Annotated in this window: 13 protein-coding genes and 1 pseudogene; 6 read left to right on the top strand and 8 right to left on the bottom strand. The window is 53.2% G+C overall.

Going from position 1 to position 16,009, the window contains the following annotated elements:
* Positions 1 to 2: 2 nt before the first annotated feature.
* Genes lpxK through HCZ99_RS07855 form a run of 4 tightly spaced genes read right to left on the bottom strand, consistent with a single transcriptional unit; the run spans position 3 to position 4,780 of the window.
* A complete protein-coding gene (gene lpxK / locus HCZ99_RS07870; protein WP_167446391.1) occupies positions 3 to 974 on the bottom strand; it encodes a tetraacyldisaccharide 4'-kinase in 972 nt (323 codons plus the stop codon).
* Complete coding sequence (locus tag HCZ99_RS07865) at positions 967 to 2,259, bottom strand: 3-deoxy-D-manno-octulosonic acid transferase (protein WP_167446390.1); 1,293 nt, start codon at positions 2,257 to 2,259, stop codon at positions 967 to 969. Before HCZ99_RS07865 ends, lpxK begins: the two co-directional genes overlap by 8 nt.
* Positions 2,256 to 3,023 (bottom strand): lysophospholipid acyltransferase family protein, encoded by a 768-nt coding sequence (locus tag HCZ99_RS07860; RefSeq protein WP_167446389.1) that lies wholly within the window; start codon positions 3,021 to 3,023, stop codon positions 2,256 to 2,258. Before HCZ99_RS07860 ends, HCZ99_RS07865 begins: the two co-directional genes overlap by 4 nt.
* A 26-nt stretch (positions 3,024 to 3,049) precedes the next feature.
* Positions 3,050 to 4,780, bottom strand: coding sequence for an ABC transporter ATP-binding protein (locus HCZ99_RS07855; protein WP_175581457.1), 1,731 nt, complete (start codon positions 4,778 to 4,780; stop codon positions 3,050 to 3,052).
* 256 nt (positions 4,781 to 5,036) lie between these two features.
* Between HCZ99_RS07855 and HCZ99_RS07850 the strand changes: the two genes are divergently transcribed.
* The gene (locus HCZ99_RS07850; protein WP_167446388.1) at positions 5,037 to 5,846 is read left to right on the top strand and encodes a hypothetical protein; all 810 of its coding nucleotides are present in this window, start codon (positions 5,037 to 5,039) and stop codon (positions 5,844 to 5,846) included.
* 45 nt (positions 5,847 to 5,891) lie between these two features.
* On the opposite strand, the gene HCZ99_RS07845 is transcribed toward HCZ99_RS07850, so the two are convergent.
* Positions 5,892 to 7,019 (bottom strand): glycosyltransferase family 4 protein, encoded by a 1,128-nt coding sequence (locus HCZ99_RS07845; protein ID WP_167446387.1) that lies wholly within the window; start codon positions 7,017 to 7,019, stop codon positions 5,892 to 5,894.
* Positions 7,016 to 7,933: a UDP-2,3-diacylglucosamine diphosphatase gene (locus tag HCZ99_RS07840; protein ID WP_167446386.1), complete on the bottom strand. Its 918-nt coding sequence runs from the start codon at positions 7,931 to 7,933 to the stop codon at positions 7,016 to 7,018. The genes HCZ99_RS07845 and HCZ99_RS07840 overlap by 4 nt, the downstream gene beginning before the upstream one ends.
* A gap of 219 nt (positions 7,934 to 8,152) precedes the next feature.
* Between HCZ99_RS07840 and HCZ99_RS07835 the strand changes: the two genes are divergently transcribed.
* Together HCZ99_RS07835 and HCZ99_RS07830 are read left to right on the top strand one after the other, a co-directional pair.
* Complete coding sequence (locus HCZ99_RS07835) at positions 8,153 to 9,115, top strand: diacylglycerol/lipid kinase family protein (RefSeq protein WP_167446385.1); 963 nt, start codon at positions 8,153 to 8,155, stop codon at positions 9,113 to 9,115.
* 317 nt (positions 9,116 to 9,432) lie between these two features.
* The gene (locus HCZ99_RS07830) at positions 9,433 to 11,481 is read left to right on the top strand and encodes a methyl-accepting chemotaxis protein (RefSeq protein ID WP_167446384.1); all 2,049 of its coding nucleotides are present in this window, start codon (positions 9,433 to 9,435) and stop codon (positions 11,479 to 11,481) included.
* Positions 11,482 to 11,567: 86 nt separating this feature from the next.
* Here HCZ99_RS07830 and HCZ99_RS07825 read toward each other — a convergent pair whose 3' ends face one another.
* Positions 11,568 to 12,917, bottom strand: a complete 1,350-nt coding sequence (locus tag HCZ99_RS07825) for a TldD/PmbA family protein (RefSeq protein WP_167446383.1) — start codon at positions 12,915 to 12,917, stop codon at positions 11,568 to 11,570.
* 295 nt (positions 12,918 to 13,212) lie between these two features.
* On the opposite strand from HCZ99_RS07825, the gene HCZ99_RS07820 reads away from it, so the two are divergent.
* From HCZ99_RS07820 to HCZ99_RS07810, 3 genes and pseudogenes are all read left to right on the top strand, one after another.
* A complete protein-coding gene (locus HCZ99_RS07820) occupies positions 13,213 to 13,785 on the top strand; it encodes a hypothetical protein (protein ID WP_175581434.1) in 573 nt (190 codons plus the stop codon).
* Between the two features lie 24 nt (positions 13,786 to 13,809).
* A pseudogene (locus tag HCZ99_RS07815) lies at positions 13,810 to 14,088 on the top strand (type II toxin-antitoxin system CcdA family antitoxin).
* Positions 14,088 to 14,378, top strand: a complete 291-nt coding sequence (locus HCZ99_RS07810; RefSeq protein ID WP_167446382.1) for a CcdB family protein — start codon at positions 14,088 to 14,090, stop codon at positions 14,376 to 14,378. The pseudogene HCZ99_RS07815 and the gene HCZ99_RS07810 overlap by 1 nt, the downstream one beginning before the upstream one ends.
* A 19-nt stretch (positions 14,379 to 14,397) precedes the next feature.
* Here HCZ99_RS07810 and HCZ99_RS07805 read toward each other — a convergent pair whose 3' ends face one another.
* Complete coding sequence (locus tag HCZ99_RS07805) at positions 14,398 to 15,924, bottom strand: UbiD family decarboxylase (RefSeq protein ID WP_167446381.1); 1,527 nt, start codon at positions 15,922 to 15,924, stop codon at positions 14,398 to 14,400.
* Positions 15,925 to 16,009 lie beyond the last annotated feature (85 nt).

Below are 16,009 nucleotides of genomic sequence, written 5' to 3'. Positions count from 1 at the left end.
TCTTATCCATCGGCAAGCACGGTCTTCACAATCTGGATGAGTTGATCTGGTGCATCAAACACCAAACGGATGTTAAGACTGCTTATGCCGTCGCGGCTATGACTTGGCAAGCGCATCAAGTCTTTTTGCGTCGTCACAAGGGCAGCACCAAGTGTCTGGGCCCGCATGCGAAGATGCGTTAATTCTTGGGCACTAAACGGATGATGATCGGCGAAATCACGGGTTTCGACAATTTGCGCACCGCTTTGTTGCAGGCTGTTATAAAATTTTGCGGGCCGCCCAATCCCGGCAAAGGCCAGAACACGTTTGTTGGCAAAATCGGCGGCGTTCTGCGGCTCGATATGGGCGCGCAGGACTGGGATGGAGGCGCGAAGGTTTTCCATGAATTTCGGGGTTTCGTCGCCAATCAGGATAATGGCGCGGATTTTCTCAAGCCCGGATTCCAAGGATTCCCGCATCGGCCCCGCGGGCATGACACGGCCATTGCCAATGCCATAATGGCTATCGATGACAGCAAAACTGCAATCCTTGATCACGGATGGATTTTGCAAGCCATCATCAAGGATGATGGCGTCCGCACCGTCGGCGCGCGCCATTTCCGCGCCCAAAAAGCGTTCGCGTGAAATCCAGACCGGGCCATGTTCGGCCAGCAAAAGCGGCTCATCCCCGACTTGGTCCGCGCGATCTGAATTGGCATCAACCCGGTGCGGCCCGATAATGGATCCGCCATATCCACGGCTGACGAAATGCGGTGTGCGGCCAAGTGCGGTTAAAAGGTTAAAAAGGGTCACCGCAGTTGGCGTTTTGCCCGCACCACCAACCGTAAAATTCCCCACGCAAAACACCGGGCATCCCGGATGACGTGCCGGGGTGGTGAGGCCGCGAATACCAGCCCCCGCCCGCCACAAAAGGGAAAGGGGGCTAAGTGCCCGGGCGGTCAAGCCGTCTTTTTGCCAAAACTGCGGATCACGCATGAGGTGCCCCGATTTTTGATGTGCTGTCGACCAGGGGTGCTATGGCATCAAGGGTGCGGTCAAGGACTTCTGCCTTGGAACTGGCATAGGCCAATCCAGCCGCGGCAACCTTTTGTGCGGACGTCGCGTCGTGTAAAAAACCACCCACTTGCCGTGTCAGGTCATCGACGTCATGGGCAGTGCGGCATGCGCCAGCGGCCTGCATTTCATCAACGATGACGGTAAAATTGCTCATATCCGGGCCATGCAGGATGGCACATCCCAACCGCGCGGGCTCCAGCGGGTTTTGTCCGCCCCCCGAACACAATGATTTACCAATAAAGCAAACCGGCGCAATTCGATAAAACAGTCCAAGCTCGCCCATTGTATCGGCAAGATAGACATCGGTTTGCCCCGTGATCGCATGGCCCTGACTGCGGCGCGAGACGTTTAATCCCTGCGCGGTTAACTCGGCTTGGATGGCGTCGGCGCGAACAGGGTGGCGTGGTACGATAATGGTCAACAAATCCGGGTTTTGGGCCACCAAGTTCTTATGAACTTGTCCCGCGATGCGTTCTTCGCCGTCAAATGTGCTGGATGCCAGCCACACCGGGCGCTTGCCGATCTGATCGCGCAGCTTGGTAAGGTCTTCGTCATCGGCCGGAAGTGGCGGGGCGGCAAATTTCAGGTTACCAGCCGTTGACACATTCGTCGCGCCAAGGGCCGCGAACCGTTTGGTTTCGTCTTCACCTTGCGTCAGGATCAGATCAAAGGCGGCAATAACCGGGCGGATAAAGGATGGAAAGCGCGAATAGCCCTTAAAGCTTTTTTCGGAAATGCGGCCATTGACCAGTACCAAACGCGTGCCGGCCTTTTTCGCCTTGGTCAGGATGTTGGGCCACAGGTCGCTTTCAAGCCACAAAGCAAGATCGGGCTTCCAATGATGCAAAAACCGCGCAACACACACTTGCCGATCAATCGGGATGAATTGATGAATAACCCCTTGTGGCAAGCGTTCATGCATCAAGGCCGCCGACGTAACCGTGCCGGTGGTGACCAGGATCGATACATCGCTATAGCGACGGCGAATTTCATCAATGATGGGAAGGGCTGATAAAGATTCACCAACACTGGCCCCATGGATCCAGACAAGCTTTCCCTTTGGGCGCGGGGAGCTTGGATGGCCAAATCGCTCCCCAATTCGGCCCGCATCTTCTTTTCCGTTGTTTTTGCGACGGTTAAGATAAAGATGCAAAGCTGGGCCCAAAAGCCGTGTCGCCGCGCGATAGGCGTAAAACAGGCTCATTTGCCAGTTTCCCCTGCCGCAATCGCAGATCGTTTTTGCTTTGGCAGCTCATCCGGGCTTGCTGGGGGGATGGCATCAAGCCCCAATGATAAGTCGGTCTGTTGGGTGAGTTCGGTTAAGGCGTTTTCAAGCTCGACCCTCTTGGCTTCTATGCCCGCATCATCAAGTTTGCGGTCCACATAAATCGGATCGCCCCAATGAAACACACCGCGCGAAAAGGGCAATGGCAAAACAAATCTGTCCCAACTGCGCAGGACCTTGCGGTTGGACGCCGAATAGGTCAGTGGGAAAATGGGCACATTGGCCATGCGGGCGGCCTGAACAATGCCGTCTGACGCGCGCATACGCGGCCCGCGCGGCCCATCGGGTGTCATGCCAACAACTTCCCCGGATTTCAGGGCTTTTATGATTTGGCGCAGTGCGGCGGCACCGCCTTTGCCCTTGCCGGTCGATCCGGCAATGGTTTTGGTGCCGAAATAGCCAACCGTCCGCGAAATGATTTCGCCATCGCGGTGCGATGAAATCAGCATGTTAAACGGGCGATTTCCCGCGACCGAAATCCATGTATAGGGCATCATCAGCAGGCGCTGATGCCAGAAGGCAACAATAAACGGTTTGCCCTCGGTCAGGTAGTGCGCCGGAAGGTCGCCGCCTTGGGTGCGCCAACGTCCCGTCGAATGAATAAACCGCACATAGTTTGCCGCAAGCCAGCACAAAGTGCTGCGCGTGGTTTCGCTTTTAATGATCCGTTTATACCACTGCACGCCGATAAATCCCGAAATTACCCGGATCAGTTTCCGTTTTCTTCTGAGAATTGCAGATTATAGAGGTTCGCGTAAGCCCCTCCAAGTGCCAGCAATTCATCATGTTTACCCTGTTCGGTCACACGCCCGTTATTGATTACACAGATTTTATCCGCATCAACAATGGTCGACAAACGGTGCGCAATCACAAGGGTCGTACGTCCCTTCATCAATTCGGTCAGCGCACTTTGAATGTGGCGTTCTGATTCCGTATCAAGGGCGGATGTCGCCTCGTCAAGCAGCAGGATGGGCGCGTTTTTCAACATGGCACGCGCAATCGCGATACGCTGGCGTTGCCCCCCTGAAAGCTTCACCCCATGTTCCCCGACAATGGTGTCATAACCATCTTCCAGCTGACCGATGAAATCATGAGCCGCGGCATTGCGTGCTGCTTCTTCGATTTCGGCATCCGTCGCACCGGCCCGGCCATAGGCGATATTGGCGCGCACAGTATCGTCAAACAGGGTGATTTCCTGACTGACAAGGGCTGTTGCGCGGCGCAGGCTTTCAAGGGTGACATTTCGGATATCCTGACCATCAATCGAAATTGATCCGTTATCGATGTCATAAAAACGTGGGATCAGGTTCAGGATGGTTGATTTACCGGCCCCGGATGGCCCGACAAGTGCAACGGTTTCACCTGCTTTGATATCAAGGTCAATGTCACGAAGGGCAGTGATTTCCGGGTTATAGGCGAACGAAACATTGTTAAATGTGATGTTGCCACCCGACATCGACAACTCGGTTGCATCCGGCGCGTCTTTGATTTCCGGTTCAAGGTCCATGACCATAAACACACGCTGAGATGCGGCAAGGCCGGCCTGCAAATTCATATTGATGTTGGCCAAGCGTTTTACCGGCTCGTAAGCCAGCAAAAGGGCGGTGATAAACGAAAAGAAGCTGCCCGGATCGCTCGCTCCATCGATCACACGGCTACCGCCATAAATAATGATCGTCGTGATTGCCGCACCGCCCAGCGTTTCCATGATGGGGGACGACCGTGCACTGACTTTTTGTGACTTGAAGCTCAGTTGGAAAACGGTTTCGACCAGTTTTTCCATGCGCGAGCATTCATATGGCTCCATGCCATAGGCCTTGACGTGGCGCACACCCTGAAAGGTTTGCTCCAGAAGGGTGGCAAATTCACCGATCTGTTGTTGGGTGTTGGCTGAAACCTTACGCATGCGCTTGCCAAGGCGCGCAATCGGCAAAATCGCGGCAGGGAAGACCGTGAATGCGATGATCGCCAGTTGCCAGTCCTGATAAAACATCACACTGATCAGAACAACTGCGGTCAAAAGGTCCTTACCAAAGCCCGTCAGTGCGACGGAGACGGCCGCGCGCATTGACGTAATATCACTGGTGAAGCGCGTGATCAGTTTGCCGGTGTTTGTGCTGTGGAAAAAGCCGATATCAAGACGGATAACATGTTCATAAAGCTTGTTTTGGATATCGGCCAGAATGCGTCCGCCGACATAGCTCATCAAAACCGATTGGCCGTAATTGGCAAAGCCCTTAAGCGCAAAGGATGCAAGAACAGCCACGCCAACCGGGATCAGCATTTCTTCGTTTTGTTTAACGAACACCTCGTTAATGACCGGATCCATCAAATAGGCATAGCCGCCAGTTGCCGCCGCCATGAGGGCCATACAAATCAAGGCAAGAACAATTTTGCCGAAATAGGGCGCTACTGCATCTTTCACAATGCGCTTGACCATTGGCCAAGTGCGCCAGTGTTCAGCAGTCGGGTCCATCGGATTATTGCGCAATGACTTCTTCCTGGTCGTTCAGGCCATTTCCAAGTTGTATCAAGCTGATACTATCGATAAGGATACGGCTTTAAAGTGTGTTTGAATGATATGCGCCGTTGCTAGCATGCCCAGACAGGTGCGGCAAGCCGCAGCGCACATGAGACAGATACAAAATTGACCTGCCGGTCAGCAGGTCGGGCGAAACGACATATAAGATAAAAAAATGAACGAGCAACTGCACGCACTTGTCGAACATACAATGGCGCAAGGTGTCGGAGCACGCGTTTTCGCGCTGCGCTGGCAGAACCGGCGTATCTGGATCAAGCAAGCGGTCGCGCCAAAACAAAAAGGCTGGCATCGTCTGCAACGTTTTTTCGCCACCGTCACAGGCCTTGCAATGCTGCGCCCAACTGTCTCGCCGGGGGGCAAAGCCGGCCTTGCCAGCGAAGCAAACATTCTGCGCAAACTGTCCGATAAGGGGATTTTGGTTCCCGATCTGGTGGAAGAGACCGAAGATTGGATTGCCATCGGCGATAATGGCGCGATCTTGCAAACCCGGATCGAAGAACATCTTCGCCAAGGTGATACAGATGCAATTGAAGAACTGATTACATCCGGGGCCCAAGGTCTTGCCGGATTGCACCGCGCGGGTGTCGCGCACGGCGCGCCCTTGTTGCGTAATTTGACCATCCGCGATGATGGTCAAATCGGGTTTATCGATTTCGAAGAAGACCCCAATGCGCGCATGCCGATTTACGATGCACAGGCGCGCGATGTGTTGCTGTTTATCTTTTCGATCCAGCGCGGGTTTAAGAAACGCCCCGAACTGTTGCATTCTGGCTGGAACGCCTATGTCACCGCGGTTGGGTTTGACGCACCGCAGCTTAAGCCCCTTCGCAAAGTGGTTGGGGTGCTGTTGCCAGTTTATTTGATTTTGCGGCCGTTTCGGCGTTGGTTGGGCACGGATGCGCTTAATGGGCTTTTGGCCTATCGCACACTGCGCCAAACTCTTAAGCACGATACACGCCGTTAATTTGATCCACGTCCGTCAATAGTTAAAGCAGTTCGAACCAGCGCGTTACTGCGCTGGTTGACCAAGGGGGGCATTGCTGGGCGCGTGGCTTTCGTTATCGGTATGGGCTGATGCAGGCCCACGCGCCGCATCTTCGACAGACATGCGGACGGCTTCTACTCCATCAAATCCGCCGGAAAACGGTGCAAGGTTATGCAGGAACTGGCTGGCGGAATTGTGCCAGCTATAGCTTTCGGCCAAGGCCCGCGCATCTTTTGGATCAAGCTCAAGTGCGGCGAGGGCTGCTTTGCCAAGGTCGGCATCAATCGCACCGGCCTTTGTGCCGCGTACGATGTCGGCGGGCCCTTGAACCGGGAAGACTGCAACCGGGGTGCCCGATGCCAATGCTTCAAGGATGACAAGGCCAAATGTGTCAGTCTTGCTGGGAAAGACAAAAACATCCGCCGCCGCAAAGGCATGAGCCAAGTCTTGGCCAACCTTTTTGCCCAGAAACTGCGCGTTGGGGTATTTCTGGCGCAGTTCGTTTAATTGCGGTCCATCGCCGACAACAAATTTTGTGCCGGGCAAATCAAGGTCCAGAAAATGGCCGATATTCTTTTCTACCGCGACCCGACCGACAAACAGCCAATGGGGTTTGGGGAGGTCGCCAAAGCTGGCATCTGCCTGTGGCCGGAAAAGGTCAAGGTCCACCCCGCGTGACCAGATATGCAGATTATCAAACCCCCAATCTGATAATTCCTGACGCAGGCTTTCGGTGGCGACCATCACGGATTGTGATTTGCCGTGAAACCGGCGCATGCCGCGATAGGAGATCGATAACGGCAACCGCATCCGGGCATGAATATATTCCGGGAAACGCGTGTGATAGGCGGTCGAAAAAGGAAGACCGTGTTTAAGACAATAAGCGCGTGCGGCTTGCCCCAATGGTCCCTCGGTCGAGATATGGATTGCAACTGGTTGCAGGGCCTGGATCATCTCGGCCATTTTGCGTTTGGCAAACAGGGCCAAGCGGATTTCAGGATAGGTCGGACAGGGAATGGTTTTAAACTGATCGGGCGAGATAACATGAACGTCATGCCCCATCGCGCCCAACTCGCCCCGTACGGTTTCAAGGGTACGGACAACACCGTTCACCTGTGGATACCAGGCGTCGGTTACGATCAGTATTTTCATGCAGTCTTTCCAATCGGTGCATCGTCACTTTTTTTGGATGTGTGCGATGCGGATTTGCCCGAAGCATGGGCGATACGGAACATGGAAATCAGTTTGCCAAGACCAACCGACGGTGCACTGGCGGCATCACGACCCGCTGTTGAATGGGTCATGGCCATTTGGCGCATTTCGGCCCAATGGATCAGTTCAAGTTTGCCGTCTTTGTCTTCGACAAGGGCGGTGCAACTTTCAACCCAGTCCCCGTCATTGCAATAAAGCACATCGCCAATCATGCGTTTTTCCGCATGGTGAATATGTCCGCATACCACCCCGTCCACCTTGCGTTTGGCGGCCGCGTGGGCAACGGCATTTTCAAAATTACAGATGAATTGAACCGCGTTTTTCACCCGGTTTTTCAGATAGGCCGAAAGCGACCAGTATCCATAGCCAAACCGGCGGCGAATTCCGTTGTAATAGCGGTTGAGCGTGATGGCGAAGTTATAGGCCGTATCCCCCAGATAGGCCAACCAACGCGCATATTTGACAACCCCGTCAAATTCATCGCCATGGATTACCAAAAGCCGTTTGCCGTCGGCTGTTTCGTGGATGTCGTTCATTTTGACTTCGACATGGCCAAATGTCATATCGACAAATTCACGGGCAAATTCATCATGGTTGCCTGGCACAAAGATTACTTTTGCGCCATTCTTGGCCTTGTCCATGATTGTGGTTATAACGGCGTGGTGACTTTCGGGCCAATGCCAGCTTTTCTTAAGGCGCCAGCCATCGATAATGTCGCCCACCAGATAATAGGTATCTGCCGTCACTTCATTGAGGAAATCCAAAAGAAGGTCTGCCTGACATCCACGTGTGCCCAAGTGAACATCCGATATCCAGACCGTGCGGTAATGCGGTTGCAGCGTCATCGCTGTCATTTCCGCCCCTCCGTATCCTGCCAAAAGGATGGCTGGAACCCGGCCTTTAAAGACGCCGGATACTGTCCCCAACCAGTATCCGTTTATAATAAAACCCGTGAATATATAACCCGTTCACATAAAATTCGCGGTTCTGTCAAACAACTGTTACATGTTTTGCTTCATATCCTAGCAAGTTCTTTGCTTCTATTTCGGTTTTATTGCGGAAGACGAACCTGAATGTCCCAGCCCGAAGTGACCATCATTTTCAATCCGCGCGCAGGTGGGAATAAACAACGGTTTTTGTCGGAAATTCTGCAACATGCCGGGGTAAAGGTTGAATTGCTGCAAACCACCCATCCCGGCCATGCCCGTGAATTGGCGCGAAAGGTACGTGCACATAAACGGTTATTTGTTGCCGGTGGTGATGGGTCGCTCAACGAAGCATTGAACGGGTTGCTCGATGCCCAGATTGATGGGCATGACGTGCCCCCGATTGGCATCATTCCATTGGGAACGGCCAATGTACTTGCCGTTGAAGTCGGGCTTAGCCTGCGGGCCAAGGTAATTGCGGATTATATCAACAATCCCGGCATGGTTTGGGTGCGACCGGGCGTTGTAAATGGCCGTGCGTTTTTCCTGATGGTCGGGATGGGCGCGGATGCCGATACGGTAGATAACGTGTCCTTGCGGTTAAAGCGCCTGATCGGCAAGGGCGCATACGTTCTTGAAGGATTGCGCAGCATCTTTTTCCCGCGTCACCGTGACTTTGAAGTATGCATTGGTCGGGAAAATTACCGCGCCTCTGGTGTCATCGTTACCCATGCCAAGCATTATGGCGGCGCGTTTGTGATCTCAGATGATGCGTCCCTGACGTCAAACCAGCTTGATGTTTTGATGATGCCGGGCAACGGCATTTGGGCCTTGGCGCGCTATGGCCTGGCTTTGACGCTACACCGCTTGCACAAACAAAGTGATGTGTCGCTGGTGCGCACCGAACGTCTGACGATCAAAAGCCATTGCGGGCCTGCGCCGATCCAAATTGATGGCGAAAATGCTGGAAAGCTGCCCTGTGAAATCAGTTTGTCGCCCTATCCGGTGCGCTTGATGGTGCCAACCCTTTATGCCAATCAACATAATGGCCCGGGCGATGCTTTAACATCGCCCAATACCCCGATTTTGCAAATCACCTCAGACAAATAGGTCTTATCCCATTGGAAGGACCCGTGCTGCGATGTCGATAAGCGCGGTCAATGTTGATCCTGTTCGCGTGAAGGGACGGGATGATTTTTGGCTGTTTCCTGCGGGTCCTATCCCTTTACATGCTGATCCTACCCAAAGGGGTAGCCTAGATTGTAAAACCTTTTCAAGCACCCATTTGAGTTGAAGGACGCGCTTTTTAGTCTTTTTGTTTCAACCCGTAATGCCAAAAGTTGGTCGGGTAAACAGGGGATCAGAAAAGGGCGAAAGGCGTCGTCTGTGATGTTGAAAAGCATTGCCGTCAGCAAGGGAGAAGTTCAATGGCGTCGAGTGCTTTGGTGCCGATTGCGCAGGGTGGGGTGTTTGCGGATATGCGTGTACGTACAAAAATTCTATGCGGCTTTTCCGTGGTTTTGCTGGTTTTGATCGGGGCACTTGCCTTTGCCTATGTCAGCTTTGTTTCGGTAAGCCACGATGTCGAAGAATATGCGGTCTATGTGGAAGAAGCGTCGGCGATCTCCGAGATTGAGGCGCGCTTTCTAAAGTTTAGTTCTCACGCACGTGAATTTGCCAATACGGCCAATCAAGCCGATGCAAAGCAGGTTTTCCTGATTGCAGAGGAACTGGCACCGATGCTCGAGCACGCACGTGAAATGTTCGTTAGCGAAGACCGCCGTGCGCGAATTGATCATATCGCGGCGTCGCTTGATGCTTATTTGGCCAATTTCACCAAGGCAAAGCAACTGAGCGACGAATACCACAGCTTGATCCTTGAGGAGCTTGAACCAAGCGGCATCAAAATCCTGTCTGATCTAAACCAATTGGCGGCCTATGCCGGAAGAACCGGTGATTTTGAAACCTATCAAATCGTGTCAGATGCCCGCGAGCATGCCCTGCTTGCGCGTTTGTATGCCAACATCTTGATCGGTCGCCAGGATGATAGCTTTGGCGAAAAGTCCGCCGATGAGTTTCGCAAACTAGAAGCCGCCTTAACCGCACTTGATCAAAAACTGGTGTCACCAGACGGCAAGCAAGTTCTCGCCGATGCGGTTACGATACTGCGCGACTATCGCACTGTGTTTGAAAAAATCCGCGCGGATGAGCTTCTGATCGAAGAAAACGTCAATGGCGCGATGCGCGAAGAAAGTGCGCAGATCGTTGCCGATGCAGAAGACCTTAAACAGGAACTTTCTGCGGTGGAAAAAAGCATCTTTCAAGACGTCCTCGCCAAAGTCAGTCTGGCAGAAAAAGAAATCCTGATTGCGTCGCTTGCCGGGGTGGTTTTGGGCATTGCAATAGCATGGATACTTGGTGATCGCCTGTCAAAGCCGATCATTGCGATTGCGGGCGTGATGCGCAAATTGGCCGATCATGATCTAACCGTGACAGTACCGGGGCAGGGGCGCGGCGATGAAATCGGCACGATGGCTGCCGCCGTTCAAGTGTTTAAGGCAAGTGCGATCCGTAATGACGAACTCGAAGCACAAGCCCGCGAACAAGAAGCCCGCGCCAAAGATGCCCAGCGGGTCTTCATGAACCAAACAGCCGACAGTTTCACCAACAGTGTCGGTGGTATCATCGAAGCCGTTGCCGCCGCGGCAGTTGAATTGCAGGCAACCGCAAATGCCATGTCGCAAATTGCTCGAAACGCGTCCGAGCAAACCACGGCAGTTGCCTCCGCCACCGAGCAAGCAAGTGGCAACGTCCATTCTGTTGCCTCTGCCACCGAAGAACTCAATGCCGCGATTGAGGAAATAAACCGTCAGGTCGTATTTTCAAGTGAAGTTGCCAAAAAGGCGGTTGAGCAGGCGCATGAAGCCTTTACCAGCATGACAGAGCTTGTCGACGCGTCGAATGATATCGAGGAAGTCTTGCAACTGATCACTGATATTTCCAATCAAACCAACATGCTTGCCCTAAACGCGACCATTGAGGCGCAGCGTGCGGGGGCATCTGGTGCTGGATTTGCCGTGGTCGCGAACGAGGTCAAAACCCTTGCTTCGCAAACGGCCAAGGCAACCGATGAAATCCGGCGTCAGGTGGCCGGTGTGCAAAGCCGCACGGGCAATGCATCTAATCAGATCGAACAAATCAGCAAAACCATTTCCGAAATGGAAGGTATCGTTGCAACCATTTCATCGGCTGTTGAAGAGCAATCTGCGGCCACCCGTGAAATTGCCGCCAATATCGAACAGGCCGCCACCGGCACGACGGTTGTTAGTTCGAACATCGTCACCGTGTCAGAAGCGGTCAATGAGGCCGGAACGGCATCGGGTGATGTGCTAACGGCGGTTGATATGTTGTCGCAGAACTTCGATACCCTTAAAGGGGCAACTGATACCTTCGTTACCAAAATCCGTGCCGCCTAAACAACACGTCTAGCATAGATACAAAAAACGCCCGGTTCCAATTGGACCGGGCGTTTTTCGTTATCTCATGTCTTTAAGCGGGCGTTTTACTGACCGGCCAACGTCATGCCATCAATGCGCAGTGTTGGGGCGTTGGTGCCGTATTTAAAGGTCAAATCGCTTGCCGGGACGACTGTTTTAAACATGTCTTTCAGGTTCCCGGCGACGGTGATTTCCGATACCGGATAGACCAATTCACCGTCTTCGATCCAATAGCCCGATGCACCGCGCGAATAATCGCCGGTAACACCGTTCACACTGCTGCCGATCATTTCGGTGATATAAAGACCCTGCTTGATATCCTTGATCATGTCGGCCGGTGAAATCGTGCCCGGTTCCATATAAAGGTTGGTGGTCGATGGGCTCGGAAGGCTGCCAGCCCCGCGCGATGCGTTACCGGTTGATTTCAGGCCAAGCTGGCGGGCGGACCGCAAATCCATGATCCAGGTTTTCAACACACCATTTTCAATCAGGTGACGTTTCTGATTGGCGACACCTTCGGCGTCAAACGGTTTGGACCGAAGGCCACGTTTGCGGTGCGGATCATCCACAATGTTGATATGCGGCGCGAAAATTTCGTTGCCCATGGCATCAAGAAGGAAGCTGGTACCGCGCGCAATGCCCGCTCCATTGATCGCACCCGACAAATGCCCAACGATGGACGCCGAAACGCGTGGGTCCAAAATGACGGGCACATGTGCGCTTTTGACTTTGCGCGGGTTCAGGCGGCGCAAGGTCTTTTCGGCGGCCTTTTTGCCAATATCGACCGGATCGCGAAGATCGGTCGAAAACACTGCACTGTCATAATCGTAATCGCGTTCCATCGCCGTGCCGGTCCCGGCCAGAACCGATACTGAAATGTGGCTTCCTGACCCGGCATAGGAATTGATGAAACCGTTGGTCGCGGCCAGCGTAATTTGATGGCGGCCCCAACCGGCTTCTGACCCTTCGGAATTGGTGATGCCTTCAACCGATCTTGCGGCTTCTTCACAGGCGGTCGCCCATTCGATCATTTTGTCCTGATCAACTTCGCCCGGCTCGCACAGCTCAAGCGCGTCAACGTCAAACGTTTCGGCAAGTTCGGATGGGTCGGCAATACCGCAATACGGATCTTCGGGCGCGTTTTTTGCCATGGCAACGGCGCGTTCGACCAATTCGTTCAGGGCGGCATCGCTGGTGTCAGAGGATGAAACAACGGCTTGTTTCTTGCCAATCAAAACCCGCAGGCCAAGATCGGCCCCCTCGGAACGTTCAAGCTTTTCCATTTTGCCCAGCCGTTGCGCCACCGAAAGCGACGTTCCTTCGACATAAACGGCGTCTGCATCATCAGCACCGGCTTTCTTTGCGCGGGCCAGAATATCGGTGATGCGATCAAGTGTCATGTCGGTCTTGGGCATGGAAGCTCCCTTACTTCGGAATGTGATGGGTACTTTATAGGGTGCGTAGACGCATTCGCAAAGGGGCGAAACAAAAACAGATTTCTGGTTTGCTTCAATTGCTTTGCTGTACCAAAGGTGGCGCGGTAAAGATGGATCGGCAAGGGCATATCTTTTGGCGACTTTTATCGCTATTTGGTGTTGGGTTGTTCAAACGCCCGATCACTGGGACGGCTCCTTACAGGCAAACGGAAAAAATATGCGCAAACATGCAATGTTGACGGGTTTTGTTTTTGCTTTCGCTTTGGCGGGGGCAATGGATGTATCGGGTATATCTGGGGTGTGGGGCGCATCGGGTGGCGTTGCGCATGCCGATGAAACGCCAACGTCTGACGGGGTTTTGCCCGAAAAAGGTGCCACAGAAGGCGGGGCGAAGGCTGATCCGGTAACCCCCAACCAACTCTATTACGAAATGCGTATGCAGGGTGGGCAATATGCCCAAAATTACCGGCATCAAATGCTGACGGGTGATTTTACCTGTGACGATGCGGTGGATCGGATTGCCGGCTGGGTTGACCTTGATAGTCCGGAAGGTCCGCGATTTGCGATGTTGTTTGTCACCAATGACGGCGGCACACTGCAAAGCGAAATCCATTATCTTCCGTTTGAAAGCTCCGAACAGGTTGCACTTTGCATTTACGATGAAACCGCGCCGCCGCTGATGAGCTGGCAGGAAAACAGCACCGAATTCATGTCCCAAGTGATTGGCGACGATGAACTCTGCAAGTTCGCCATTCGGGTTGATGATTTCATGTGCGATGCGCCGCAGTTCTTTTATTCCAAAGAAGCCGCAGAAAATGGCGACCACTGGCGATTTTTCCGAAATTAATATTATAGGGTTCATTTGCAGAATATGCGCATAGATCATGCGCATAAAAGGTTCAGTGTGATGACAGTCTCCGCGACAAAGCCACAGAGAAAGCCAACCACTATCAGTCTTGATGTTGCGCTTTTGACCGAAGCAAAGGTATTGGGGATCAATATTTCCCGAACGGCGGAGCAGGGGTTAAGGCAAGAAGTTGCGAAACGTCGCGCCGAACTTTGGAAGTAGGAAAACCAAGCTGCAATTGATGCAAGCAAGACCTGCGTCGAGCAGCACGGTGTTCCACTGGCATCGCATCGGAAATTCTGATGGCGCGGGGGGATATCTTTCGGTTTGAAGAAGGATACGTTGTCGATGTGCAGGCCGAACTTTTGTCAGACTTTCGATCCCGCGTCGTGGTTCCCTTAAAATCGACTTCTCAATTTCCCCTTCCTGCCGACAGGCTTAATCCGGTGATTAAAATTGGTGGGGATGATTGGGTGCGGTTGCCGCAGTTTATCGCGACGCTCAGCACATCAGAATTGGGGGAGAAAGCTGGTGAATTTGAAGATGCCTTCAAACTCACCAACGCATTGAATATGGTTTTTCACGGGATTTAATCCCGTAATTGGAGGGGCCTTAGTCTTTCCAGATTTTCTTGCCTGATCCGGGCAAGCCGTATCGGTCCCATTTTTCGTCCACACGGTTGATGATGTCATCTTCCATGTAGATTTTTTCGCCCCATTCCCGGTTTGTTTCGCCCGGGAACTTGTTGGTGGCATCAAGGCCAAGCTTGCCGCCAAGACCACTGACCGGAGATGCGAAATCAAGATAATCAATCGGGGTGTCGGTCACCGTGGTGATGTCGCGCACCGGATCCATCCGGGTTGAGATCGCCCACATGACGTCTTTCCAATCGCGCACATCAATGTCGTCATCCACGACGATGACGAATTTGGTGTACATGAATTGCCGAAGGAATGACCAAACGCCCATCATCACGCGCTTGGCATGACCAGCATAGGCTTTCTTCATCGACACCACCGCAATGCGGTAGCTGCATCCTTCTGGCGGCAACCAAAAATCAACGATTTCGGTAAATTGCTGCTGCAAGATCGGGACAAACACATCATTTAGCGCTTCGCCCAGAACCGACGGCTCATCTGGCGGACGGCCGGTAAAGGTCGACAGATAAATCGGGTCTTTGCGCATGGTAATCGCGGTGATGTTAAATACCGGGAACTCATCGACCGAGTTGTAATAGCCGGTATGATCGCCATACGGCCCTTCGGGCGCTGATTCATCAAGTGAAACATAGCCTTCAAGCACGATTTCGGCGGTGGCAGGCACCTTAAGCGGCACGGTCTTACAATCGACCAGCTCGACCTTTTGCCCGCGCAAAAGCCCGGCAAACTGATATTCTGACAGGGTATCAGGCACCGGGGTCACAGCGGCCAAAATGGTGCCCGGATCAGCCCCCAAAACAACCGCGACCGGCAGCGGATCGGGTTTTTCCTTTTTCCAGCGTGCGTATTGTTGCGCCCCGCCGCGATGTTTTAGCCAGCGCATAATGGTTTTGTTTTTACCCAGCACCTGCATGCGATAGATGCCAAGGTTAAACACATCGCGCTTGTCGCCGCCGTTTTTGCCCGCGGACGGGCCTTGGGTTACGACCAAGGGCCATGTGATCAGCGGGGCCGGTTCACCCGGCCAGCACGACTGAATGGGGATTTTTGACAGATCGACATCATCACCCGTCATGACGATTTCCTGACAGGGTGCCTTGGAAACCGTTTTTGGTTTCATCGCCATCACGGTTTTGGCCAGCGGCAGCATTGAAAACGCTTCTTTCAGGCTGCCAGGTGGTTCTGGCTGTTTTAAGAAGGCAAGCGTTTCGCCAACTTCGCGCAATTCTTCGGGCTTGCGGTTCATGCCCTCTGCCACGCGGTCCACGGTGCCAAACAAATTGACCAGAACCGGCATGTCATATTTTTTGCCGTCATCCCCGACAACATTTTCAAACAAGACCGCCGGGCCCCCTTCGGCAAGAAGGCGGGTCTGGATTTCGGTCATTTCAAGGTTGGGGGAAACCGGTTCAGTGACACGAACAAGACGGCCGGATTTTTCCAGCACATCCATGAAGTCACGAAGGGATTGATAGGGCATGGCACCTGTCATCTGCTAAGCTTTGAATTCGTGTTGTCTTCATACGCGTTGCTGCGAGATCGGACAACCTTGCTGTTGGCAAAGA

Origin of the sequence: Thalassospira lucentensis, assembly GCF_011806425.1 — a bacterium.
Classification (GTDB): Bacteria; Pseudomonadota; Alphaproteobacteria; order Rhodospirillales; family Thalassospiraceae; genus Thalassospira; species Thalassospira lucentensis_B.
Note: the sequence above shows the minus strand (reverse complement) of the source record. Positions and strands in the feature narration are given on the sequence as shown.

Excerpts from the sequence above, each read along its gene's own strand:
- lpxK (WP_167446391.1), bottom strand. The coding sequence starts at position 974 with ATGCGTGATCCGCAGTTTTGGCAAAAAGACGGCTTGACCGCCCGGGCA.
- HCZ99_RS07865 (WP_167446390.1), bottom strand. The coding sequence starts at position 2,259 with ATGAGCCTGTTTTACGCCTATCGCGCGGCGACACGGCTTTTGGGCCCA.
- HCZ99_RS07855 (WP_175581457.1), bottom strand. The coding sequence starts at position 4,780 with ATGGTCAAGCGCATTGTGAAAGATGCAGTAGCGCCCTATTTCGGCAAA.
- HCZ99_RS07850 (WP_167446388.1), top strand. The coding sequence starts at position 5,037 with ATGAACGAGCAACTGCACGCACTTGTCGAACATACAATGGCGCAAGGT.
- HCZ99_RS07845 (WP_167446387.1), bottom strand. The coding sequence starts at position 7,019 with ATGAAAATACTGATCGTAACCGACGCCTGGTATCCACAGGTGAACGGT.
- HCZ99_RS07840 (WP_167446386.1), bottom strand. The coding sequence starts at position 7,933 with ATGACAGCGATGACGCTGCAACCGCATTACCGCACGGTCTGGATATCG.
- HCZ99_RS07835 (WP_167446385.1), top strand. The coding sequence starts at position 8,153 with ATGTCCCAGCCCGAAGTGACCATCATTTTCAATCCGCGCGCAGGTGGG.
- HCZ99_RS07830 (WP_167446384.1), top strand. The coding sequence starts at position 9,433 with ATGGCGTCGAGTGCTTTGGTGCCGATTGCGCAGGGTGGGGTGTTTGCG.
- HCZ99_RS07825 (WP_167446383.1), bottom strand. The coding sequence starts at position 12,917 with ATGCCCAAGACCGACATGACACTTGATCGCATCACCGATATTCTGGCC.
- HCZ99_RS07820 (WP_175581434.1), top strand. The coding sequence starts at position 13,213 with ATGGATGTATCGGGTATATCTGGGGTGTGGGGCGCATCGGGTGGCGTT.
- HCZ99_RS07810 (WP_167446382.1), top strand. The coding sequence starts at position 14,088 with ATGGCGCGGGGGGATATCTTTCGGTTTGAAGAAGGATACGTTGTCGAT.
- HCZ99_RS07805 (WP_167446381.1), bottom strand. The coding sequence starts at position 15,924 with ATGCCCTATCAATCCCTTCGTGACTTCATGGATGTGCTGGAAAAATCC.